The sequence below is a fragment of the Streptomyces sp. NPDC050485 genome, from assembly GCF_044458185.1.
In the GTDB taxonomy this organism is placed as follows: domain Bacteria; phylum Actinomycetota; class Actinomycetes; order Streptomycetales; family Streptomycetaceae; genus Streptomyces.
In genome coordinates this window covers 56,333-77,855 of record NZ_JBITHR010000015.1, presented here as the reverse complement: position 1 = coordinate 77,855, position 21,523 = coordinate 56,333, and the positions used below count along the sequence as shown (strand labels likewise).

At 72.5% G+C, this 21,523-nt stretch carries 16 protein-coding genes and 1 tRNA gene; 13 read left to right on the top strand and 4 right to left on the bottom strand.

Features of this window, described 5'->3' with window-relative positions:
- Positions 1-16: 16 nt before the first annotated feature.
- From ACIBK6_RS27540 to ACIBK6_RS27485, 12 genes are all read left to right on the top strand, one after another.
- Positions 17-1,516 (top strand): methyltransferase, encoded by a 1,500-nt coding sequence (locus ACIBK6_RS27540; RefSeq protein WP_399054065.1) that lies wholly within the window; start codon positions 17-19, stop codon positions 1,514-1,516.
- A gap of 30 nt (positions 1,517-1,546) precedes the next feature.
- Complete coding sequence (locus tag ACIBK6_RS27535; protein WP_399054064.1) at positions 1,547-2,551, top strand: ArsR/SmtB family transcription factor; 1,005 nt, start codon at positions 1,547-1,549, stop codon at positions 2,549-2,551.
- A gap of 98 nt (positions 2,552-2,649) precedes the next feature.
- The gene (locus ACIBK6_RS27530) at positions 2,650-3,660 is read left to right on the top strand and encodes an ATP-binding cassette domain-containing protein (RefSeq protein ID WP_399054063.1); all 1,011 of its coding nucleotides are present in this window, start codon (positions 2,650-2,652) and stop codon (positions 3,658-3,660) included.
- Positions 3,657-4,430: an ABC transporter permease gene (locus ACIBK6_RS27525; protein WP_399054062.1), complete on the top strand. Its 774-nt coding sequence runs from the start codon at positions 3,657-3,659 to the stop codon at positions 4,428-4,430. Before ACIBK6_RS27530 ends, ACIBK6_RS27525 begins: the two co-directional genes overlap by 4 nt.
- A 12-nt stretch (positions 4,431-4,442) precedes the next feature.
- Complete coding sequence (locus ACIBK6_RS27520) at positions 4,443-5,234, top strand: ABC transporter permease (RefSeq protein ID WP_399054061.1); 792 nt, start codon at positions 4,443-4,445, stop codon at positions 5,232-5,234.
- A gap of 131 nt (positions 5,235-5,365) precedes the next feature.
- The gene (locus tag ACIBK6_RS27515) at positions 5,366-5,581 is read left to right on the top strand and encodes a hypothetical protein (RefSeq protein ID WP_399054060.1); all 216 of its coding nucleotides are present in this window, start codon (positions 5,366-5,368) and stop codon (positions 5,579-5,581) included.
- Between the two features lie 188 nt (positions 5,582-5,769).
- Complete coding sequence (gene topA, locus ACIBK6_RS27510) at positions 5,770-8,595, top strand: type I DNA topoisomerase (protein WP_399054058.1); 2,826 nt, start codon at positions 5,770-5,772, stop codon at positions 8,593-8,595.
- Between the two features lie 291 nt (positions 8,596-8,886).
- On the top strand, positions 8,887-12,081 hold the full coding sequence (gene tmk / locus ACIBK6_RS27505; RefSeq protein WP_399054057.1) for a dTMP kinase: 3,195 nt from the start codon (positions 8,887-8,889) through the stop codon (positions 12,079-12,081).
- 43 nt (positions 12,082-12,124) lie between these two features.
- Positions 12,125-12,412, top strand: a complete 288-nt coding sequence (locus ACIBK6_RS27500) for a hypothetical protein (RefSeq protein WP_399054056.1) — start codon at positions 12,125-12,127, stop codon at positions 12,410-12,412.
- 87 nt (positions 12,413-12,499) lie between these two features.
- On the top strand, positions 12,500-13,705 hold the full coding sequence (locus tag ACIBK6_RS27495; RefSeq protein WP_399054055.1) for a DNA polymerase III subunit delta': 1,206 nt from the start codon (positions 12,500-12,502) through the stop codon (positions 13,703-13,705).
- A 138-nt stretch (positions 13,706-13,843) separates the two neighbouring features.
- Complete coding sequence (locus ACIBK6_RS27490) at positions 13,844-15,406, top strand: alpha/beta hydrolase (protein ID WP_399054054.1); 1,563 nt, start codon at positions 13,844-13,846, stop codon at positions 15,404-15,406.
- A gap of 94 nt (positions 15,407-15,500) precedes the next feature.
- A tRNA-Thr gene (locus tag ACIBK6_RS27485) sits at positions 15,501-15,574 on the top strand.
- A gap of 243 nt (positions 15,575-15,817) precedes the next feature.
- Here ACIBK6_RS27485 and ACIBK6_RS27480 read toward each other — a convergent pair.
- The 3 genes from ACIBK6_RS27480 to ACIBK6_RS27470 all read right to left on the bottom strand — a co-directional run bounded on the left by ACIBK6_RS27480 (position 15,818) and on the right by ACIBK6_RS27470 (position 18,887).
- On the bottom strand, positions 15,818-16,114 hold the full coding sequence (locus tag ACIBK6_RS27480; RefSeq protein WP_399054053.1) for a hypothetical protein: 297 nt from the start codon (positions 16,112-16,114) through the stop codon (positions 15,818-15,820).
- A gap of 134 nt (positions 16,115-16,248) precedes the next feature.
- A complete protein-coding gene (locus ACIBK6_RS27475) occupies positions 16,249-17,508 on the bottom strand; it encodes an MFS transporter (protein ID WP_399054052.1) in 1,260 nt (419 codons plus the stop codon).
- Positions 17,505-18,887, bottom strand: coding sequence for a GH1 family beta-glucosidase (locus tag ACIBK6_RS27470; protein ID WP_399054051.1), 1,383 nt, complete (start codon positions 18,885-18,887; stop codon positions 17,505-17,507). The genes ACIBK6_RS27475 and ACIBK6_RS27470 overlap by 4 nt, the downstream gene beginning before the upstream one ends.
- Before the next feature lie 83 nt (positions 18,888-18,970).
- On the opposite strand from ACIBK6_RS27470, the gene ACIBK6_RS27465 reads away from it, so the two are divergent.
- Positions 18,971-19,642, top strand: coding sequence for a histidine phosphatase family protein (locus tag ACIBK6_RS27465; protein WP_399054050.1), 672 nt, complete (start codon positions 18,971-18,973; stop codon positions 19,640-19,642).
- 124 nt (positions 19,643-19,766) lie between these two features.
- On the opposite strand, the gene ACIBK6_RS27460 is transcribed toward ACIBK6_RS27465, so the two are convergent.
- On the bottom strand, positions 19,767-21,485 hold the full coding sequence (locus ACIBK6_RS27460; RefSeq protein ID WP_399054049.1) for a bifunctional 3'-5' exonuclease/DNA polymerase: 1,719 nt from the start codon (positions 21,483-21,485) through the stop codon (positions 19,767-19,769).
- Positions 21,486-21,523: the final 38 nt, after the last annotated feature.

Sequence of the window (21,523 nt, the reverse complement as noted above, 5' to 3'; positions counted from 1 at the left end):
CGGCCACAATGGCCGGGTGAGTACGACCAGTCTTCCCGCGCCCGGTCACGCAGCCCGCCTGCGCGACGCCCTGCTCGCCGCCGCCTTCACCGCCGACGGCCTGCTCGACCTGCTCGGCGCGCCCGCGTACGCCGCGCTGGCCCGCAGCGAGACCGTTCCCGCACTGCGCGCCACCCGCGGGCAGGCGCCGCTCGACACGCTGGTGCGGCTGTTCCTGCTGCAGCAGCCGGTTCCGTACGAGAGCGCCCGCGCGGCTCTGCCGCTGGAGGAGGCGCTCGTGGACGGCTGGGTGCTCCGCTCCGGCGACGAGGTGCGGGCCACGGTGGACGTGCGGCCGTACGGCGGACCCGAGGGGCAGGACTGGTTCATCGTCTCCGACCTGGGCTGCGCGGTCGGCGGCGCGGGCGGGGCGAGCGGCCGCGACGAAGCGATGGTGCTCGGCGTCGGCGGCGCGTCCACGACCCTGGCCGGCCTCACGGTCCGTACGCCCGTGGCCTCGGCCCTCGACCTCGGCACCGGCTCCGGCATCCAGGCACTGCACGCCGCCCAGCACGCGACGCGGGTCACCGCCACCGACCTGAACCCGCGCGCCCTCGACTTCACCCGGCTCACGCTGGCCCTGTCCGGCGCGCCGGAGGCCGAGCTGAGGACGGGCTCGCTGTACGAGCCGGTGGGCACCGAGACGTACGACCTGATCGTGTCCAACCCGCCGTTCGTGATCTCGCCCGGCGCCCGGCTGACCTACCGGGACGGCGCGATGGGCGGGGACGATCTGTGCCGCACGCTCGTTCAGCAGGCGGGGGAGCGGCTCAACCCCGGCGGATACGCCCAGTTCCTGGCCAACTGGCAGCACGTCGAGGGCGAGGAGTGGCAGGACCGGCTGCGCTCCTGGGTGCCGCGCGGCTGCGACGCCTGGATCGTGCAGCGCGAGGTTCAGGACATCACGCAGTACGCCGAGCTGTGGCTGCGCGACGCCGGGGACCACCGCACCGACCCGGCGCAGTACGCGGAGCGCTACGAGGCATGGCTGGACGAGTTCGAGTCGCGCAAGACCAAGGCGGTCGGCTTCGGCTGGATCACCCTGCGGCGCACGGACAGCGAGCAGCCGTCCATCGTGGCCGAGGAGTGGCCGCATCCGGTCGAGCAGCCGCTGGGCGACGCCGTGCGGGCGCACTTCGAGCGGCAGGACTATCTGCGCCGCCACGACGACGCGGCGCTGCTCGCCGACCGGTTCCGCCTCGCCGACGAGGTGGTGCAGGAGCAAGTGGGGCTGCCGGGTGCCGAGGACCCGGAGCACGTGGTGCTGCGGCAGAACCGGGGCATGCGCCGGGCCACCAAGGTGGACACCGTGGGCGCCGGGTTCGCGGGCGTCTGCGACGGGCAGTTGACGGCCGGACGGATCCTGGACGCCATCGCGCAGCTGATCGACGAGGACCCGGTCCGGCTGCGGGACCGCACCCCGGAGGCCATCCGCCTCCTGGTGGAGCAGGGCTTCCTGGAGCCGGTGGGGGAGTAGTCCCATGAGGGAGACGGGGGAGGGGGACAAGTGATCAGGATCGAGCTGGACGAGGCGGCGCTGGGGTCGACCCGAATAACCGTCAGCCCCCTCTGGGACGCCTTCTGCAGCCTGCATCTGCTGGCCGAGCACCGCAGGCCGTCGTGGCCCTACCAGGAATGGGCGGTGCGGGCCCGCGAGGTGCTCAGCCAGGACGAGCGGGTGGAGCCGCTGCGCCGGCTCCTCAACGGCCCTTTCAACTTCCCCGACTTCATCCTGCCGATGCCCTTCGGCACGACGTCGGTCGAGGAGGAGCTGGCCGTGGTGCGGGCGACCGCGCCGGAGGTCGTGCGGCAGCAGCTCACCGAGCACTACCCGGGCCTGGCGGACCATCCGCTCGTTCGCCCCTACCGGGAGGATCCGCAGGCGGCGTGCGCGGCGCTCGCGGATGCCTACCAGGCCTACTGGGACGGTGCGCTGGCCGAGCTGTGGCCGACGATGCGACGGCTCGTCGAGGACGAAGTCCTGGTCAGGGCACGGACGTTCGCGACCGAGGGGGTGGACGCGCTGTTCACCGGGCTGGAGTCGCGCGCCAAGTGGACGCCGCCGGTGCTGGAGCTGACCAAGCACATCGACGCCGAGTACGCGGCGGGCGAGCGGCGGTTGCTCCTGGTGCCGCTGGTGTTCGCCGAGGGCTGCCGGCTGTACTCGACGGACCACCCCGAGGTGCTCACGGTCTCCTTCCAGGCGAGGGGCGCGGGAGCGCTGCGGGAGCGGCCGGAGAGGGCGGCGGGTGACGACCGGCTCGGGCTGCTGCTCGGGCGCGGACGGGCCGCCGTCCTACGGCAGTTGGGCGGCCCGCTGACCACGGCCGGGCTCGCGGACCGGCTGTCGCTCGCCCCGAGCACCGTCTCCGAACACCTGTCGGTGCTCGCGGAGGCAGGGGTGGTGACCCGGCACCGGGTGGGCCGCAGCGTCTACTACCAGCTCACGGACACCGGCCGGTCGCTCCTCGCACTGCTCTCCGGGCAGGACGTGCTGCGGGCGGTCGGCTGATCGGGGCACCCGATCGTCGGGAACGGCCGGGCGGTCCGAGGATTCGGGGCGTCCCGAATCGATGGCCCCGGCCCGCGCGGGCTCCTAGCGTCGTGGGCATGACAGCGATCGAAGTACGGGAACTGCGCCGCACCTACACCTCGCGGACCGGCTGGCTGCGGCCCCGGCGGGTGGTCACCGAGGCGGTGCGCGGGATCGGTTTCGACGTCGGGCGGGGAGAGCTCTTCGGCCTGCTCGGGCCCAATGGCGCGGGCAAGACCACCACCATCAAGATGCTCAACACCCTGCTCCTGCCGACCTCCGGCACGGCCCGCGTCCTCGGCCACGACGTGGCGCGCGAGCCCGTCGCCGTACGCCGTCGCATCGGCTACGTCTTCGGCGGCGACCGGGGTCTGTACGAGCGGCTGTCCGCCCTCGACAACCTGCGCTACTTCGCCGAGCTGTACGCCGTCGAGCCGCGCGAGCAGAAGGCGCGGATCGCCGAACTCCTCGAACTGGTCGGGCTCTTGGGCCGGGAGCGCGAGCGGGTCGAGGGGTACTCGCGCGGCATGCGCCAGCGGCTGCACATCGCGCGCGGACTGCTGCACAAGCCCGATGTGCTCTTCCTCGACGAGCCGTCGATCGGCGTCGACCCGGTCGCTGCGCGCGATCTGCGGCGCACCGTCGCCGACCTGCGGGCCGACGGCACGACCGTGCTCCTCACCACGCACTACATGGCCGAGGCCGACGAACTGTGCGACCGGATCGCGGTCATCGCCGGTGGCACCATCCGGGCGCTCGGCACCCCCGAGGAGCTCAAGTCCCGTGTCCAGGAACGCGACATCCTCGAAATCGAGGTGTACGGGGCCGACGAAGCCGCTCTCGAACGGCTGCGGGGCCTGCCCGGCGTGCGCGGGGTCGCGGCCGAGGAGCGCGGCGCCGCGCAGAGCCTCACCGTGCAGACCGACCGGGGTGCCGACCTGCACGGACAGGTGCTCGCCGCGCTCGACGGCATCCGGGTGGGGCGGATCGGCAGCCGCGAACCGACCCTGGAGGACGCCTACGTGGCGATCGTGGAGGCAAGCGGCTCGGCTGCCGCTTCCGTGCCCGCCGAGGAGGTCGGCGCATGAGGCGGGCGCTGCGGCTGGTCCGGGTCGGAGTGCGCACGCATGTCACGTACATGTCCCGGTCGCCGCTGGAAATCACCTTCGCGGTGCTCGTGCCGCTCGTCTACGCCACGCTCGCCGTCTATCTGTTCCGCGCGGCCGGCGATCCGGACCGGCTGCTCACGGCCTCGGTCGGGGCCGGGCTCATGGGCATCTGGTCATCGGTCCTGTTCGGTTCCGGCGGCGCGGTGCAGAACCAGCGCTGGCTCGGCACGCTGGAGATGCTGGTCGTCTCGCCGACCCGGCTGCCGCTGGTCCTGCTGCCGATCACCCTGGCCACGGCGGTCGTCGGCACGTACTCGATGGCGGCGACCGTGCTCTGGGGCAGGCTCCTGTTCGGGGTGCCGCTGGACTTCGCGCACCCGCTGCTCTTCCTGGTCGCCGTGCCGGTGTGCGTGCTGGCGCTCGGCATGATGGGGCTGCTGCTCGCGGCCACCTTCGTGCTGCTGCGCAATGCCAACGCCCTCGCGAATCCGCTGGACGCGCCGGTGTGGCTGCTCTCCGGAATGCTGGTTCCGGTCACCGTCCTGCCGCAGTGGACCCGCCCCATCTCCTGGGCGCTGCCCACCACTTGGGGCTCGCGGGCCGTGCACGCCGCCACCTCCGGCGGTGACGTGCTGACCCCGATGGGGCTCGCGCTCGCCCTCGGCGCGGCCTACGCAACTCTGGCGGTCGCCGTCCTCGGCCGGGTCGAGCACCGCGCCCGTGCCGCCGCCACGCTCGCACTCGCCTAGGAGACCACCGACATGCGTCAACTCATCCGTACCGGACGGCTGGTCGTCGTCGGCGGCGCGATCTCGTACCGGGCCCTGTTCAACTGGACGACCCCGCCCATGTTCATCGGGACGCTCCTGGTCGGACCGGTCCTCCAACTCCTCTTCTTCGTCTTCCTCGGACGGGAACTCGGCGTGGCCGACGACCGTTTCTATCTTGTGGGAAACGCCGTCCTCGCATCCTCCACCGCATGCGTGTACGGCGGCACGATGGCCGTCGCGAACGAACGGCGGTACGGCACGCTCGGCGCCGTGCTGCTCTCGCCGCGTCGCCGCGCGCCCCTCTGGTTCGGCCGCGCCCTGCCGTACGTCCTCAACGGCCTGGTCGTCAGTGCCTTCACGCTCACCGCCGCGTGCCTGGTGCTCGGTCTGAGCCTGCCCGTCGGAGCACTGCCGGGGCTCGCCCTGGTGCTGGTCGCGGCCGCCATCGCCTGCTCGGCCTTCGGCCTCGCGCTCGGCGCCCTCGGCCTGCGCTTCCGGGACGTGTTCCTCGTATCGAATGTGGCGAGTTCCGCGCTCCTGCTGCTTACCGGAGCCAATGTGCCGCGGCCGTCGCTGCCCGGGTGGATGCGTACGGCGGGTGACGTACTGCCGCTGACGCATGCGGCGGACGCGGCCCGGCTGCTCGCGGGCGGCGGCGGCATCGCCTGGGGCCGGGTCGGGGCGGAGTTCGCGGTCGGCGCGGGGTACGCGCTGCTGGCCGTGGCGCTGCTCGCCGTGTTCGAGCGGGGCAGCAGGCGGCGGGCCACGCTCGATGTGATGTGACGCTGGACGCGTTCAGGAGGTGGGGGGATCTGGCTGAAATGTGCATGATCGGGTGACCGTTCACCCGGAGTTCCCCGGGATGCGGCCCCCGCTCTGCTCCGGGGTGCGCCGCGGTCGCCAGGATCCCGCGCATGAACGCAATGGGTGGGACCGAAACGGAGCCGGCCATCTTCGCGGGGGCGGTGTTCGTGCTGTTCGGGGGCGCTCTGCTGCTGTGGACGGCGTCCTGTGTGCGCCGCCGTACGCCGGTCGCGCAGGGGGCCGGACCGGTCGCCTCCGCGGTGCTCGCGAGCGTCTTCGGCACCGGGTTCCTGCTGCTCGGCCTGTGGTGCTTCGCCCAGATCTAGCCCGAAAGGGGATGAAACGCTTTTCGGAAGGCTTCGGGACGGTCCGGGCGGCAGGATCGCGGTAAGTCGGGTTACCGTTCGAGTGGCCGCTGCGGGCTTTTGCTGTTTGACACGGGGGCGGGTTGTACCGTCACACTCCGCAGCGTCACGTACTGACACCCGAGAGCCGACCGGAGAGAAGAGCGAAGTTGTCCCCGACCAGCGAGACCGCAAAGGGCGGCCGCCGACTCGTCATCGTCGAGTCTCCTGCCAAGGCGAAGACGATCAAGGGCTACCTCGGCCCCGGTTATGTCGTCGAGGCGAGCGTCGGGCACATCCGCGACCTGCCGAACGGCGCCGCCGAGGTGCCCGAGAAGTACACCGGCGAGGTGCGCCGCCTCGGTGTGGACGTCGAACACGACTTCCAGCCGATCTACGTCGTCAACGCCGACAAGAAAGCCCAGGTCAGGAAGCTCAAGGAGCTCCTCGCCGAGTCCGACGAACTCTTCCTCGCCACCGATGAGGACCGCGAGGGCGAAGCCATCGCGTGGCACCTCCAGGAAGTCCTGAAGCCCAAGGTCCCGGTCCACCGGATGGTCTTCCACGAGATCACCAAGGACGCCATCAGGGACGCCGTCGCCAACCCGCGCGAGCTCAACCAGCGCATGGTCGACGCCCAGGAGACCCGCCGCATCCTCGACCGCCTCTACGGCTACGAGGTCTCGCCGGTGCTGTGGAAGAAGGTCATGCCGCGGCTGTCCGCCGGGCGCGTCCAGTCCGTCGCCACCCGGCTCGTCGTGGAGCGGGAACGCGAGCGCATCGCGTTTCGTTCTGCTGAGTACTGGGACCTGACCGGGACGTTCTCCACCGGCCGGGCGGGCGACGCCTCCGACCCGTCCACGCTGGTGGCACGGCTCAACACGGTCGACGGCCGGCGCGTGGCGCAGGGCCGCGACTTCGGCCCCGACGGACAACTCAAGAGCGATATCCTGCACCTGGACGAGGCCAACGCGCGGGCCCTGGCCGCAGCCCTCGCCGAGTCCTCCTTCGCCGTGCGCTCGGTGGAGTCCAAGCCGTACCGCCGCTCGCCGTACGCCCCGTTCCGCACGACGACGCTCCAGCAGGAGGCCTCGCGCAAGCTGGGCTTCGGTGCGAAGGCGACCATGCAGGTCGCCCAGAAGCTGTACGAGAACGGCTTCATCACCTATATGCGTACGGACTCCACGACGCTGTCCGACACGGCCGTCGCGGCCGCCCGGGCCCAGGTGACGCAGCTGTACGGCGCCGACTACCTGCCGGACAAGCCGCGCACGTACGCCGGGAAGGTCAAGAACGCGCAGGAGGCGCACGAGGCGATCCGCCCTTCGGGTGATCGTTTCCGCACTCCGGCCGAGACCGGTCTGACCGGCGACCAGTTCCGGCTCTACGAGCTGATCTGGAAGCGGACCGTCGCCTCCCAGATGAAGGACGCGGTCGGCAACTCGGTGACCGTGAAGATCGCGGGACGGGCGAGCGACGGCCGGGAGGCCGAGTTCAGCGCGTCCGGCAAGACGATCACCTTCCACGGCTTCATGAAGGCGTACGTCGAGGGCGCGGACGACCCGAACGCCGAGCTCGACGACCGCGAGCGCAGGCTGCCGCAGGTCGCCGAGGGCGACGCGCTGTCGTCCCAGGAGATCTCGGTGGACGGCCACGCGACCAAGCCGCCGGCCCGCTACACCGAGGCCTCGCTGGTCAAGGAGCTGGAAGAGCGCGAGATCGGGCGTCCTTCGACGTACGCCTCGATCATCGGGACCATCCTGGACCGCGGCTATGTGTTCAAGAAGGGCACGGCGCTCGTCCCGTCGTTCCTGAGCTTCGCCGTGGTCAACCTCCTGGAGAAGCACTTCGGACGGCTCGTCGACTACGACTTCACCGCCAAGATGGAGGACGACCTCGACCGCATCGCGCGGGGCGAGGCCCAGTCGGTGCCGTGGCTGAAGCGCTTCTACTTCGGCGAGGGCGACTCCACGACGGCCGGCTCCGCCTCCGCCGCCGGAAACGGCGACGGGGACCACCTGGGCGGGCTCAAGGAGCTCGTCACGGACCTCGGCGCGATCGACGCCCGCGAGATCTCCTCGTTCCCTGTCGGCGAGGGGATCGTGCTCCGCGTCGGACGCTACGGCCCCTACGTGGAGCGCGGCGAGAAGGACTCCGAGAGCCACCAGCGCGCGGACGTTCCGGACGACCTGGCGCCCGATGAGCTGACCGTCGAGTACGCGGAGGAACTGCTCGCCAAGCCGAGCGGCGACTTCGAGCTGGGCGCGGACCCGGTGAGCGGCAACCAGATCATCGCCAGGGACGGGCGCTACGGGCCGTACGTCACCGAGATCCTGCCCGAGGGCACGCCGAAGACCGGCAAGAACGCGGTCAAGCCGCGCACCGCCTCGCTCTTCAAGTCGATGTCCCTCGACACGGTGACGCTGGACGACGCGCTGAAGCTCATGTCGCTGCCGCGGGTGGTCGGCACGGACGCCGAGGGCGTCGAGATCACCGCGCAGAACGGGCGCTACGGGCCGTACCTGAAGAAGGGCACGGACTCGCGCTCCCTGGAGACCGAGGACCAGCTCTTCGCCATCACGCTGGAGGAGGCGCTGGCGATCTACGCCCAGCCCAAGCAGCGTGGCCGCGCGGCCGCCAAGCCGCCGCTCAAGGAGCTCGGGGTCGACCCGGTCAGCGAGAAGCCGGTCGTGGTGAAGGACGGCCGCTTCGGTCCGTACGTCACCGACGGCGAGACCAACGCGACGCTCAGGACCGCCGACAGCGTGGAGGAGATCACGCCGGAGCGGGGCTTCGAGCTGCTCGCCGAGAAGCGGGCTAAGGCCCCGGCCAAGAAGACGGCGAAGAAGGCCCCCGCCAAGAAGGCCGCCACCGCGAAGAAGGCGCCCGCCAAGAAGACGGCGGCGGCGAAGAAGACCGCGGCGGCCAAGACGACGGCGGCCAAGAAGGCCCCGGCGAAGAAGACCGCCGCCAAGAAGACAGCGGCTTCGGAGTAGGCCCGTATGCGGACGGGGGCCGGGGGTTGTTCCCTCGGCCCCCGTCCGCGTTTGGGCCCGGGGCGCGGGCTGGACCGGCCGTATCGGGGCCGGGGATTCAGCCCCGGCCCCAGTCCGCAGCGGCGCGGTCGGTGCCGGTCCGGAACAGGGTCCGCAAGGGAGCCCCGGCGAGTTCGGGGCCCGGCGCTGACCCCCGCCGCGGTGGAGTCCCGGTGGATTGCGGGCGGTTCTGTCCGTCCATATGTTCGGGCACCCCCGCGGGGACCCGGTCGCTCCGGATAGGCTGGGCGGATGACGCGAGGAGCCGAGCAGCCAACGACGGTCGGGAGTCCCGCCTCCGACGCCCTAGCCGCAGACTCACGCGAGCGCGCCGTGCGCGCCCTGCTGCGCATCCCCCCGCTGCGGCGGTTGTGGAGCGCGCAGCTCGTCGGCGGGATCGGCGATGCGCTCGCCGTACTCGTCACTCTGCTGCTGGCGTTGCAGGCCGCGGTGGAGCAGCAGTCCTTCGGGGGCGGATACCGGGGGGCCGCGTTCGCGATCGCCGCGGTGCTCGGCGCCCGGGTGTTCGCGACGGTGCTCTTCGGGGCGGCGCTGCTCGGCCCGGTCTCCGCGCTCACCGCGCCGGGCGGCCCGCTCGACCGGCGCTGGACGATGGTCGGCGCCGACGGCGTACGGGCCGCGCTGCTGATCGTCGCGCCGCTCTGGATCGACTGGACCCCGGCCAACGCGCTGCTCCTCATCCTGGTCACCGCGTTCCTCGCCGGCGTCGCCGAACGGTTCTGGACCGTCGCCAAGGAGAGCGCGGCGCCCGCGCTGCTGCCCGCGCCGCCCCTGGAGGGCGCGGCCGTGCGGCCGTTGCCGGACCACCTGGACGCGCTGCGCAGGCTCTCGCTGCGTACCACCTTCGTGGCGGTCCCCCTGGGCGCCGCCGCCCTGCTCGTCGCCGCGCTCGTCAGCAATCTGCTCGGCACGGGCGTCGACTGGTTCAAGCTGCACCAGGCCGCGCTCGGCTCGTACGTCGCGGCCGGCCTCTTCGCCGCCTCCATCTCCGTGGTCGCCCTGCTCGAACTGCCGGACACGCAGACGCCGCGGGCCCGTTCGCCGCTGGAGGGGCTGCGCAGGCCCAGCACCGGCAACGGCCCCGAGAGGGGGCGTACCGGCGCCATTCCGCTGCTCGTGCTCGCCTGCGCCTCGGTCGCCGGGGCGATCGCGACCGCCGCGGCCGTCGCCGTGCTGCACGCCGTGGACCTGGGCGGCGGCCCGGCCGCCTTCGCGCTGCTGATCCTCGCGCTGACCGGCGGCACGGTGCTCGGCATCCGCGCCGCCGCCAAGATCCTTCCGGTGCTCTCCCGGCGCCGTCTGCTGTCGCTCGCCATCGCCGTCACCGGCGTCGCGCTGCTCGCCATGGGCCTGGTGCCCGACCTGGCGACCGTTCTGCTGATCGCGCTGGTCGGCGGTGTCGCCGCCGGTGTCGCGGCCAACACCGGGCACGTACTGATCGACCAGGAGACCGAGGAGTACCGCAGGGCCCGCACCGCCGAGCACCTCCAGGCGGTGGTACGGGTCTCGATAGGGCTCGGCGCCATCGTCGCGCCGCTGCTGGCCGCGGCCATCGGCAGCCACCGGGTCGAGTCGGGCGCGTTCGTCTTCGCGCACGGCGGCGCCGGATTCACGTTGATGCTGGTGGGCGCGCTGCTGCTGCCCATGGCCGCCGTGGTGCTCGCCAAGGCCGACGACCGCCAGGGCGTACCGCTGCGGCGCGATCTGGCCGATGCGCTGCGCGGTGCCGACCCGGCGCAGGCACCTGCCGCGACCGGCTTCTTCATCGCCCTGGAGGGCGGCGACGGAGCGGGCAAGTCCACCCAGGCGGAGGCGCTCGCCCAGTGGATCAGGGCCAAGGGCCACGAGGTCGTGGTGACGCGTGAACCCGGCGCGACACCGATGGGCAAGCGGCTGCGGTCGATCCTGCTCGACGTGTCGTCCGCCGGTCTCTCCAACCGCGCGGAGGCGCTGCTGTACGCCGCCGACCGCGCCGAGCACGTCGACTCGTTGGTACGCCCCGCCCTGGAGCGCGGCGCGATCGTCATCTCGGACCGCTACATCGACTCCTCGGTGGCGTATCAGGGCGCCGGTCGTGATCTCTCCCCGACCGAAATTGCCCGAATCAACCGGTGGGCAACTGGCGGACTCGTACCGAATCTGACCGTTCTGCTCGACGTTTCGCCCGAGACGGCCCGGGAGCGGTTCACCGAGGCGCCGGACCGGCTGGAGTCGGAGCCGCCGGAGTTCCACGGGCGGGTCAGGTCCGGGTTCCTCACGCTGGCCGCCGCCGACCCTTCGCGCTACCTGGTGGTCGACGCGGGCCAGGAGCCGGAAGCGGTCACGACGGTCGTACGCCACCGGCTCGACCAGATGCTGCCGCTCTCCGGGGCCGAGGTCAGGGCCCAGGAGGAGGCGCGCAAGAAGGCTGAGGAAGAGGCCAGGAAGCGCGCGGAAGAAGAGGCCGCGCGCAAGGCGGAGGAGGAGCGCCTGGAGCGAGAGCGGCAGGAGCAGCTCGCCAAGCTCCGCGCCGAGGAGGAAGAGCGCAAGCGGCGCGAGCTGGAAGACGCGCGCCGCCGCGAGGAGGAGCGCCAGGCCGAGGAGGCCCGGCAGCGGGCCGAGGAGGCCAGGCGGCTCGCCGAGGAGGAGCGCAAGCGGCGCGAGGCCGAGGAGAAGGCGCACGCGGCCGAGCAGGAACGGCTGCGCAAGCAGGCCGAGGAGGAGGCCCGGCTGCGGGCCGAGGCCGAGGAGCGCCGCCTGGAAAAGCAGCGCAAGGCCGAGGAGGCGTTGCTGCGTGCCGAGGAGGCCCGCCGCCTCGCGGAGGCGGCCGCCGCTGCCGCCGCGGCCGAGGCAGCCGCCAAGTCGGCGACTGCGGCTGCGGCCCCGACGCCGGGGACTTCCGCGAAACCGGCCGGTTCGGGCGGCGTTTCCGCCTCGGAGATCACCGTCCCGACTCCGGTCGTCAGCCCCAACGAAGTGACCCAGTCGGTGCCGGTCGCCGAGCCGAACGACGTCACCCAGCCGGTGCCGGTCGCCAAGCCGGACACGGACAGCCCGTCCGGCCGCGGGGCCGACGCCGAGGAGACGACGGTGCTGCCGTCGGTTCCGGACGCGGCCCGGAAGACCGGCCGGAGCAGCTCCCGGGATGCCGCTCGGGACGTCGAGGAGACGGCCGTGCTGCCGCCCGTCCGGTCCGCCGATCCGGCGGACCGGGTGCCGCCCGGCATCTTCCGCGACGGCCCGGGGGCCGGGCACGCGGCCGACGGCGGCAACGAGCGCACCCGCGAACTGCCGCAGATCGACCCGGTGACGAGCCAGGAGCGGCCGCGCCGGCGATCGGACTGGGCGGAGGAGACCCCGCTGGACGATCTGCCGACGCTCGCCGACGAACTCCTCGGCCCGCGCGACGACGATGACGACAACCCGCGGGGCGGGCGCCGCCGCTGACCTGCGCAGATCCTGGGCGGGACCGCCGGGGGTGGGGCTGGCCATGACCTCCACGCTGCTCGGCCCCCTCGCGCCGGCCATCGGATCGTCGGCGCTCGGGCAGGTCCGGGTCGACCGGTACGCGGCGGCACCCCCGGTGGTCGCGGGCAAGCAGTCGACGACGTACCCGACGAAGCCCTGGGACAGCGAGCCCGAGACGGCCGAGGCGGCGCTCACCGAGCGGGTGCGGGTGCCGAACGGCACGGTTCGGCTGCCGTGTTCGGTGCCGGGCATGCGGGACGCGGTGGCCGACGACGTGTTCCCGGTCCCGCTGACGACCGCACTCGCCTGACCTGCGGGATTTGTCCGTCGGCGGCCGTTGTCAGTGGGGTGGCGCACAATGGGGCGCAGCAGTGACGGAGGTACGGAGGGGCAGTCGATGACCGTATGGGACGACCTGGTGGGCCAGGAGCGGGTGCAGGAGCAATTGGGCGCCGCCGCCCGGGATGCCGATGCGCTGGTCACCGCCGAGCGTTCCGGTCAGCCGCGCCCCGAGGCGTCGAAGATGACGCACGCCTGGCTGTTCACCGGGCCCCCCGGCTCCGGCGGCCCCGCCGCCGCCCGCGCCTTCGCCGCCGCGCTGCAGTGCGTCAGCCCCGACCGCGCGCTCGGCGGCCAGCCGGGCTGCGGCTTCTGCGACGGATGCCATACGGCCCTGATCGGTACGCACGCCGATGTCATGGTCGTCACCACCGAGGGTCTCACCATCGGCGTCAAGCAGACCCGCGAGCTGGTCCGGGGCGCTCAGATGTCGCCGTCCGGCGGCCGCTGGCAGGTGATCATCGTCGAGGACGCCGACCGGTTCACCGAGCAGGCGGCCAACGCCGTCCTGAAGGCCGTCGAGGAACCCGCGCCCCGCACGGTGTGGCTGCTCTGCGCGCCTTCTTTGGAGGACGTGCTCCCCACCATCAAGTCCCGCTGCCGCCACCTCACCCTGCGCACCCCGCCGGTCGAGGCGGTCGCCGACGTCCTGATCCGGCGCGACGGCATCGAGCCGGAGGCCGCGTACGCCGCGGCGCGCGCCACCCAGGGCCACATCGGCCGGGCCCGCCGTCTGGCCACCGACGCCGCGGCCCGGGCCAGGCGCGCCGCCGTCCTGAAGCTGCCGCTGCGCGTCGACGACGTCGGCGGCTGCCTCAAGGCCGCACAGGAGCTGGTCGACACCGCGGCCGAGGACGCCAAGCAGGTGGCCGACGAGGTCGACGTCAAGGAGACGGAGGACCTCAAGGCCGCGATGGGCGGGGTGGCCGGCGGCCGCATGCCGCGCGGCACCGCCGGGGTCATGAAGGAGCTGGAGGACAAGCAGAAGCGCCGCAAGACCCGCACCCAGCGCGACAGCCTGGACCTCGCGCTGACCGAGCTGACCGGCTTCTACCGCGATGTCCTCGCGCTGCAACTGGGCACGGGGGTGGCGATCGCCAACGAGGACGTACGGGACACGGTGGACCGGATCGCCCGCGCGTCCGGCCCGGAGCGCACCCTGCGCCGTATCGAGTCCATCCTGGCCTGCCGCGAGGCCCTGGACCGCAATGTGGCCCCACTGCTAGCGGTGGAATCGATGACGCTGGCCCTGCGAGCGGGCTGAAGCGGCTGAGGAGGGGGGCTCAGAGGAGGGGGCTGCGAGGAGAGCTTGGCGGAGCCGGTCGGGTTGACGGGATCACCCGTACGAGCCGCGCAGCCGCGCACGGCATACATCACGTCATGGGGCGGCTACGCTCCGGAGATGGACTCAAGGCGCCTGCTCCACACCTCAGCCATCGCCGCCGCGACCGTCGGCCTGCTCATCTCCGGCTGTTCGTCGGGCAGTTCGTCCACCTCCGCGACCGCCTCCCCGCACGGCGCGGCGAACGCGGCCCCGGCCGACGCGCCGAGCAGGGAGGCCCTCAACTCGTACTACACGCAGAAGCTGAGCTGGCGGGCGTGCGGTGTCGCCAAGTTCGAGTGCGCCACGATGAAGGCGCCGCTCGACTACGCCAAACCCGCCGGTGAATCCGTCAAGCTCGCGGTCGCCCGGGTGAAGGCAACCGCGCCCGGCAAGCGGATCGGCTCGCTCCTGGTCAACCCGGGCGGCCCGGGCGGCTCGGCGGTCGGCTACCTCCAGTCGTACGCGGGCATCGGCTACCCCGCACCGGTCCGGGCCCGCTACGACATGGTGGCCGTCGACCCGCGCGGCGTGGCCCGAAGCGAGCCCGTCGAGTGCCTCACCGGCAAGGAGATGGACGCCTACACGGAGGTCGACCAGACCCCCCACGACGCGACCGAACAGGCCGCCCTGACCAAGGCGTTCAAGGATTTCGCGAACGGCTGCCAGGCCAAGTCCGGCAAGATCCTGCCCCATGTCTCGACGGTCGAGGCGGCCCGTGACATGGACATCCTCAGGGCGGTGCTTGGCGACGAGAAGCTGTACTACGTCGGCGCCTCGTACGGCACGTTCCTCGGGGCGACGTACGCCGAACTCTTCCCCTCCCGCACCGGCCGGCTGGTCCTCGACGGGGCGATGGACCCCTCGCTGTCGTCCCTGGAGATGAACCGGGACCAGACCGCGGGCTTCGAGACGGCCTTCAAGTCCTTCGCGGCGGACTGCATCGAACAGAAGGGCGGCTGCCCGCTCGGCACCGACTCGGTGGAGGACGCCTCGGCCCGCATGAAGAAGTTCTTCAGGGGCGCCGACGCCAAGCCGATCCCCACTGGCCAGAGCCGCACGCTCGGCGAGTCCCTCGCCACCACGGGCGTGATCGCCGCGATGTACGACCAGGAGGCGTGGCCCGAACTGCGCACCGCCCTGACCCGCGCCATGAAGGGCGACGGCGCGGGCCTGCTGGCATTGGCGGACTCGTACTACGAGCGCGACAAGAGCGGCCAGTACGCGAACCTGATGTACGCCAACGCCGCCGTGAACTGCCTGGACCTGCCACCGTCCTTCGCCGGCCCCACCGACGTGACGGCGGCCCTGCCCTCCTTCGAGCAGGCCTCCCCGGTGTTCGGCGACGGCTTCGCCTGGTCGAGCCTGAACTGTGCGTACTGGCCGGTCAAGGCCACCGGCGCCGCGCACCGCATCGAGGCGAGGGGCGCCGCCCCGATCCTGGTCGTCGGCACCACCCGCGACCCCGCGACCCCCTACAAGTGGGCCCAGTCCCTCGCCGCCCAGCTCTCCTCCGGCACCCTGCTCACCTACGAGGGCGACGGCCACACCGCGTACGGCCGGGGCAGCGAATGCATCGACACCGCGATCAACACCTACCTCCTCGACGGCACCCCGCCGGCCAAGGGCAAGCGCTGCTCGTAGCCCGGGCGGGCCCCGCTACGGCCTGGTCAGGACCACTCCAGAAACTGTGTAAACTTGGCGACGCTGCTGCTCGCACCATGGTGCGCAGGGCGGTGCCGCCTTAGCTCAGTTGGCCAGAGCAACGCACTCGTAATGCGTAGGTCTCGGGTTCGAATCCCGAAGGCGGCTCTGTAAAAGCCCCAGGACTCACTCGCCGTGACCTGGGGCTTTTGCTATTTCCGGATGTGTCGGCGCCGTTATGGGCGCGCCGTTCTGCTGTCGGTGGTCTCCGCGGATGGCCGGTGCGTGCCCAGCCCCGCTTGTTGCGGGGCCGGGCCGCTTTCCGAGCATCCGTGGAACCCGAGCGCTTCATGCGCTCCGCTCCGGCCACCCGTGGAACCCGGACCGCATCACACCCTCAAGGCCACCGCGTCAGCACCGTGACTGGGTCGCGAGCCAGTCACGGACCAGTTCGTCGTTGGGGGATTCGAGCAGGGCGAAGTGGTCGATCGACAGGCGGTCCACGGCGTTGTCCGGGAGGATGTCCCGCCACTGGCCGATGGCCTGTCCGCCGGTCCATGGCCGGTTGGCGTCGACCGTGACGGTGGTCGGCCCGCGGCGGCTGTAGTCGATCTCGCCGCCCGTGTCGCCCTGCAGGATGCGCACCGGCAGCCCGTCGGGTGAGCTCAGCACCAGGCCGTCGAGCACCCGGGCGTTCGATTCGTACACCGCCCAGGCGTCCTCGATCTCCTGCTGGCCGGCGTCCCGCGCCGGCGTCCTCGCGTCCTTGGCCGCCGCGGTGACCCCGGCCAGGTCGAACCCGCCGCACCGGCGTGTGGCCAGTGGACCGTTGGACGGTTGGGCTACGCCACCGACCGGATCCGCCGCACCAGGACCGACCCCGCCACCCCGATCGCCCCCGCCAGCGCGTACAGCGCCCCGTAGCCGCCCAGGTGGGTGACGATCGGCGCCGCGATCGCCGGGGCCAGCACCTGCGGCAGGGCGTTGGCGATGTTGATCACGCCGAGGTCCTTGCCGCGGTCCGCGGCGGCCGGCAGGACGTCGGTGAGCAGGGCGAAGTCGACGGAGGTGTACACCCCGTACCCCACCCCGAGCACCAGCGAGGCCACCACCGCGCCAGTCCAGGTCTGCCACACCGCGAGCAGCGTCGTCGCCGCCGAGATGACGAGGCCGGACCAGACGACGAAGACCTTGCGCCGGCCCGTGCGGTCCGACCAGATGCCGCTGATCACCACCGTGCCGAGCAGCGTGATCGCGTCGAGCGCGGTGAGGACGAGCACCCCGGTGTCCGCGTCGCCCCGGTAGTGGACCGCGTCGGTGAGGTAGTACAGCAGGTACATCGTGCTGATGGAGTACGAGAGGTTCATCAGGAACCTGGTCAGCCACGCCCACCCGAAGTCCGGGAAGCGGCGCGGATCGATCCAGAATCCGGACACGAACTCCCGCCACCGGAAGGGTGGTTGATCGCGTACGTCCAGCACGGCGTCGCGGCGCATCAGCACGTACGGTACGACCGCCAGGAGCGAGAAGGCCGCGCACGCCAGGTACCCCGCCGTGATTCCGCCCGCCACCGTCGCCAGCGCCGTGCCGACCAGGATGCCGCCGACCTGCGACACCCCCAGCCAGCCGCCGACCAGGCCGCGCTGCCGGCGCGGAACCTGGTCCGGCACGGCGGCCGTCAGCGCGGCGAACGAGGCGTTGAGCGCCAGCTGCACCAGGCACCAGCCCGCCGCCATCACGGCCACGCCCGGCGCCCACGCGAGGATCAGCAGCCCCGCGACCCCGCCCGCGCCGCCCGCCACGACCCAGGGGATCCGGCGCCCCACCCGAGCCGTCGTACGGTCGGACAGCGCACCGAACACCGGGTTCGCCACCATCGACACGGCGGCCCCAAGTCCGGTCACCAGGGCGAGAGTCGACGCCTTGTGGTCGGGGGCGAAGCGTTCCGCCTGGCGGGCGAGGAGCAGTTGCAGCGGGCCGAACCATCCCACCCACACCCCGAGGTTGGCCAGCGACAGCGCCCCCACCCAGCGGCCGCCGGCCCGCTCGTCACCGCCTTCCGGGGGCGAGCCCAGGGCGTCGGCCCCGGGCTCGGCCGTCATCGGCCGCCGCCCCGTATGACGTCCCGGTACCAGGCGTACGAGTCCTTCGGCGTGCGCGTCAGCGTCTCGTAGTCGACGTGGACGAGCCCGAAACGCTGCCGATACCCCTCCGCCCACTCGAAGTTGTCCAGGATCGACCAGATGAAGTAGCCGCGTACGTCGACGCCTTCCGCCATCGCCCGGTGCAGCGCCCGCAGATGACCGTCGTGGTACGCGATCCGCCGGGTGTCGGCCACCCGTCCGTCGGTCGGGTCGGGACCGTCCCCGTACGAGCAGCCGTTCTCGGTGATGACGAGCGGGGGCAGCGAAGTGCCGTAATGCGTACGGAAGTTGACGAGCAACTCGTACAGGCCGTCCGGCACCACCGGCCAGCCGAAGTCGGTCCGGTCGTGGCCCTCGATCTCGTACAGGCCGAACGGGAGGTCCGGCGGAAGGGCGATTCCGGCGAGGCTGGTGACGGCGTCCGGCCTCGGGGCGCCGACCAGCGCGGGGTTGTAGTAGTTGATCCCGTACCAGTCGAGGGGCGCCGAGATGATCTCCAGGTCCTCGGCCACCGGGCCCGGCATCAGGGCGGCCAGGCCCTCGTCCGGGTAGGCGCCGGTGAGGATCGGGTCGGCGAAGAGGCGGTTCATCAGGGTGTCGTACAGCTCGGCGGCCGCGCGGTCCTCGTCCGTGGCCCCGGCCGTCCACACCGGACTGTGCGAGGCCGCGATGCCGATCTCGCGCGCCCCGGCGGCGCGCAGCGCCTCAACACCCAGGCCGTGCGCGAGGAGTTGGTGGTGGGCGACCGGCAGCGCGTCGAACACCAGCCGTTTGCCGGGGGCGTGCTCGCCGAGCCCGTGGCCGAGCAGCGTGATCTCGGCGGGTTCGTTCAGCGTGATCCAGCGCGGCACCCGGTCGGCGAGCCGCTCCGCGACGATCGAGGCGTACGCGGCGAACCGCCCGGCCGTGTCCCGGCTCAGCCAGCCGCCGCGCTCCTCAAGGGCGAGCGGGGTGTCCCAGTGGAACAGGGTGGGGACGGGGGCGATCCCGGCGGCGCACAGTTCGTCGACGAGGCGGTCGTAGAAGTCGAGGCCCTGCTGGTTGACCGGGCCCGTCCCGGTGGGCTGGACCCGTGACCAGGAGATGGAGAACCGGTAGGCGCCGACGCCCAGTCGGGCCATCAGTGCCACGTCCTCGCGGTAGCGGTGGTAGTGGTCGGTGGCCACGTCCGCGTGCGAACCGTCCTTGATCCGGCCGGGCTCCTTGGTGAACGCGTCCCACGCCGACGGCCCCCGGCCATCGATGTCCACCGCCCCCTCGATCTGGAACGCGGAGGCGGAGACCCCCCACAGGAATCCGGGCGGGAACGAGGGCAGCGGCAGCGGCGGCGGCGTCATGGGGGAACCTTTGGGTCGGCGCGTGTGTCCTGTCAATAGAAACTGAGCAATTCTCAACTTCTTCGTACGAGGGAGCAGTACGCGTGACGGAGCAGTACGCGCAGCACCACCTCGCTGCCAACACCCCGGTCCTGGCAACCCGTTACCTCTACCTGGCCCGGCACGGCGACGCCGGAGGAGAGGGTTCCGAACTGACCGAGGCGGGGCGGCGGCAGGCCGTGCTGCTCGGGCGGCGGCTCGCCGGGGCACCGCTGACCGCCGTGCACCACGGCCCGCTGTGTCGGGCCGCCGAGACGGCCCGCCTGATCGCGACCGAACTGGCCGGCGTGGTGGCGCGGGAGGCCGAGTGGGCGGGGGACCACGTTCCGTACTGGCCGGAGCGGGCCGAGCTCCCGGCCGCCGATGCCGACCGCATCCTCGGCTTCCTCGGTGCCGCGGACCCGCGGGAGCGGGCGCTCGGGCCCCGGCTCGCCCGCGAGGCGATGGCCCGCTGCACCGGCCCCGCCACCGGTACCGCCCCGCGCCACGAACTCGTCGTCACCCACAACTTCCTCATCGGCTGGCTGGTGCGGGCCGCGCTCGACGCCCCCGACTGGCGCTGGATCGGCCTCAACCACTGCAATGCCGCCCTGACCGTCATCCGCTACGCCCCCGACCGCCCGGCATCCGTGCTGCTCTACAACGACATGGCACACCTGCCGGCCGAGCTGAAGTGGACCGGATTCCCGCCGGAATTCGCCGAGTTGAGGGTGTGAGCCCCGGGTCTGCTCAGAGCGGGTGAAACATCGCCGGGGTCCCGGCGCGTCAGTGGGGTGTGGGGGCGGGACGAGAAACGGGCGGGGCGGGCTGTGGGCCGCTCGGGTTCGCCGAGGCTCCGGCCTATTTGGCGTCCGAGTACCGCTCCACCACCGCCGTCGTGAACGGGAACCGCACCGGTGTGTCCCCGAAGGCGATCCGTCCGGCCCGTTCGCCGGCCTCGCGGATCGCCTTCGCCACGGCCTCGGCCTCCTCGGCGGGGCAGTGCACGATCACCTCGTCGTGCTGGAAGAAGACCAGCTCGGCCCGGAACCCGGCCGTGAAGAGCGCCTGACGCAGTGCGGCGAGCAGCAGCAGGGCCCAGTCGGCGGCGCTGCCCTGCACCACGAAGTTCCGTGTGAACCGGCCGCGCGCCCGGGCGTCGCTGGAGGCGTAGCCAGGCATGAACCCACCAGCTCCCGTGGCGAGTTGGGCGTCCGGCTCCTGCGGGATGCCGGCCTCGTCGTCGTCCCCGGCCCCGGCCGCGGGCGGGCTGGTCCGGCCGAGCCAGGTGCGCACCAGGCGCCCCTCCTCGCCCGCCTTCGCCGCGTCGTCCACGTACGCCACCGCGAGGGGGAAGCGTCTTCGCAGCGCGGCGAGGTTCTTCAGGCCGTCGCCCGAGGTCTGGCCGTAGATCGCGCCGAGCAGCGCCAGCTTGGCGTGTTCGCGGTCGCCGGAGAAGGCCCGGTCGGACAGTGAGGTGTACAGGTCGCCGTCGTGGCCCGCGACCTCCATCAGGCCGGGGTCGCGGGAGATCGCGGCGAGCACCCTCGGTTCCATCTGGTCGGCGTCGGCGACCACCAGGCGCCAGCCCTCGTCGGCGACGACCGCCTGCCGTATCACCTTGGGGATCTGCAGCGCGCCCCCGCCGTTGGTCGTCCAGCGTCCGCTGACCGTGCCGCCCGGGGTGTACTCGGGCCGGAAGCGGCCCTCGCGCACCCAGTCCTGCAACCAGCTCCAGCCGTGCGCGGTCCAGATCCGGTACAGCTTCTTGTGCTCGATCAGCGGCTCCACCGCCGGATGGTCGAGCTCGGCCAGCTCCCATCTCCTGGTCGACCTGATGCGGATCCCGGCCTCGCCGAAGGCCTTCACCACATCGGCGGGCAGATCCGGTCTGACCCGGCGCCCGAACGCGGCCGACACCTGGTCCGCCAGCTCGGCCAGGCGGCGCGGCTCGCCCCCGGCCCCCGTGCGGGGCGAGCCGCTCGCGTACCGTTCGCCGAGCAGTCCGTGCAGCACCTCGCGGTGCACATCGGCCCGCCACGGCAGCCCCGCCCGGTTCATCTCGGCGGCGACCAGCATCCCCGCCGACTCCGACGCGGTGAGCAGCCGCATCCGCCCCGGATGCTCGGTGCGGTCGTGCCGGCGCTGCTGCTCCGCGTACACCTCCAGGAGCGCCTCGAAGGGCGGCCCGGCCGCGCTCCGGGGCTCGAAGAGGGACGACTGCGAGCCCGGTTCGGCCGCGCGGGGCGGCGGGTCGGCCGGTACGGGTCTGTGGTGCAGGCGGGCCCAGGCGGCCGCCGCCGAGCGGGGTTCGCCGAGCCGGCCCTCGTGGCCGAGCAGCAGCAGCTCGGCGTCCTCGATGTCGTAGCACCGCTCGACCCGCACCCCGGCGGCCAGCAGCCGGGGGTAGATCTCGGCGGTGGACCGCCACACCCAGCGGCCGACGCCGGGGCGGCTCCGGACGGCCTCGGCCAGGTCCGCCTCCGCGCGCACCGGGCCCGTGGGCAGCCCGTCGTCACCGAGGGGTGCGAGCCGTGCCCCGCCGCCCTCGGTCGCCTCGATGAGCCACCGTTCGTCCACGTGATCGAGTCTGGCACCCACCACTGACAACGGCCCGC

Bases quoted from the DNA above. Each gene is read 5' to 3' on its own strand.
- ACIBK6_RS27530 (WP_399054063.1), top strand. From the start codon at position 2,650: ATGACAGCGATCGAAGTACGGGAACTGCGCCGCACCTACACCTCGCGG.
- ACIBK6_RS27525 (WP_399054062.1), top strand. From the start codon at position 3,657: ATGAGGCGGGCGCTGCGGCTGGTCCGGGTCGGAGTGCGCACGCATGTC.
- ACIBK6_RS27520 (WP_399054061.1), top strand. From the start codon at position 4,443: ATGCGTCAACTCATCCGTACCGGACGGCTGGTCGTCGTCGGCGGCGCG.
- ACIBK6_RS27515 (WP_399054060.1), top strand. From the start codon at position 5,366: ATGAACGCAATGGGTGGGACCGAAACGGAGCCGGCCATCTTCGCGGGG.
- tmk (WP_399054057.1), top strand. From the start codon at position 8,887: ATGACGCGAGGAGCCGAGCAGCCAACGACGGTCGGGAGTCCCGCCTCC.
- ACIBK6_RS27500 (WP_399054056.1), top strand. From the start codon at position 12,125: ATGACCTCCACGCTGCTCGGCCCCCTCGCGCCGGCCATCGGATCGTCG.
- ACIBK6_RS27495 (WP_399054055.1), top strand. From the start codon at position 12,500: ATGACCGTATGGGACGACCTGGTGGGCCAGGAGCGGGTGCAGGAGCAA.
- ACIBK6_RS27490 (WP_399054054.1), top strand. From the start codon at position 13,844: ATGGACTCAAGGCGCCTGCTCCACACCTCAGCCATCGCCGCCGCGACC.
- ACIBK6_RS27475 (WP_399054052.1), bottom strand. From the start codon at position 17,508: ATGACGGCCGAGCCCGGGGCCGACGCCCTGGGCTCGCCCCCGGAAGGC.
- ACIBK6_RS27470 (WP_399054051.1), bottom strand. From the start codon at position 18,887: ATGACGCCGCCGCCGCTGCCGCTGCCCTCGTTCCCGCCCGGATTCCTG.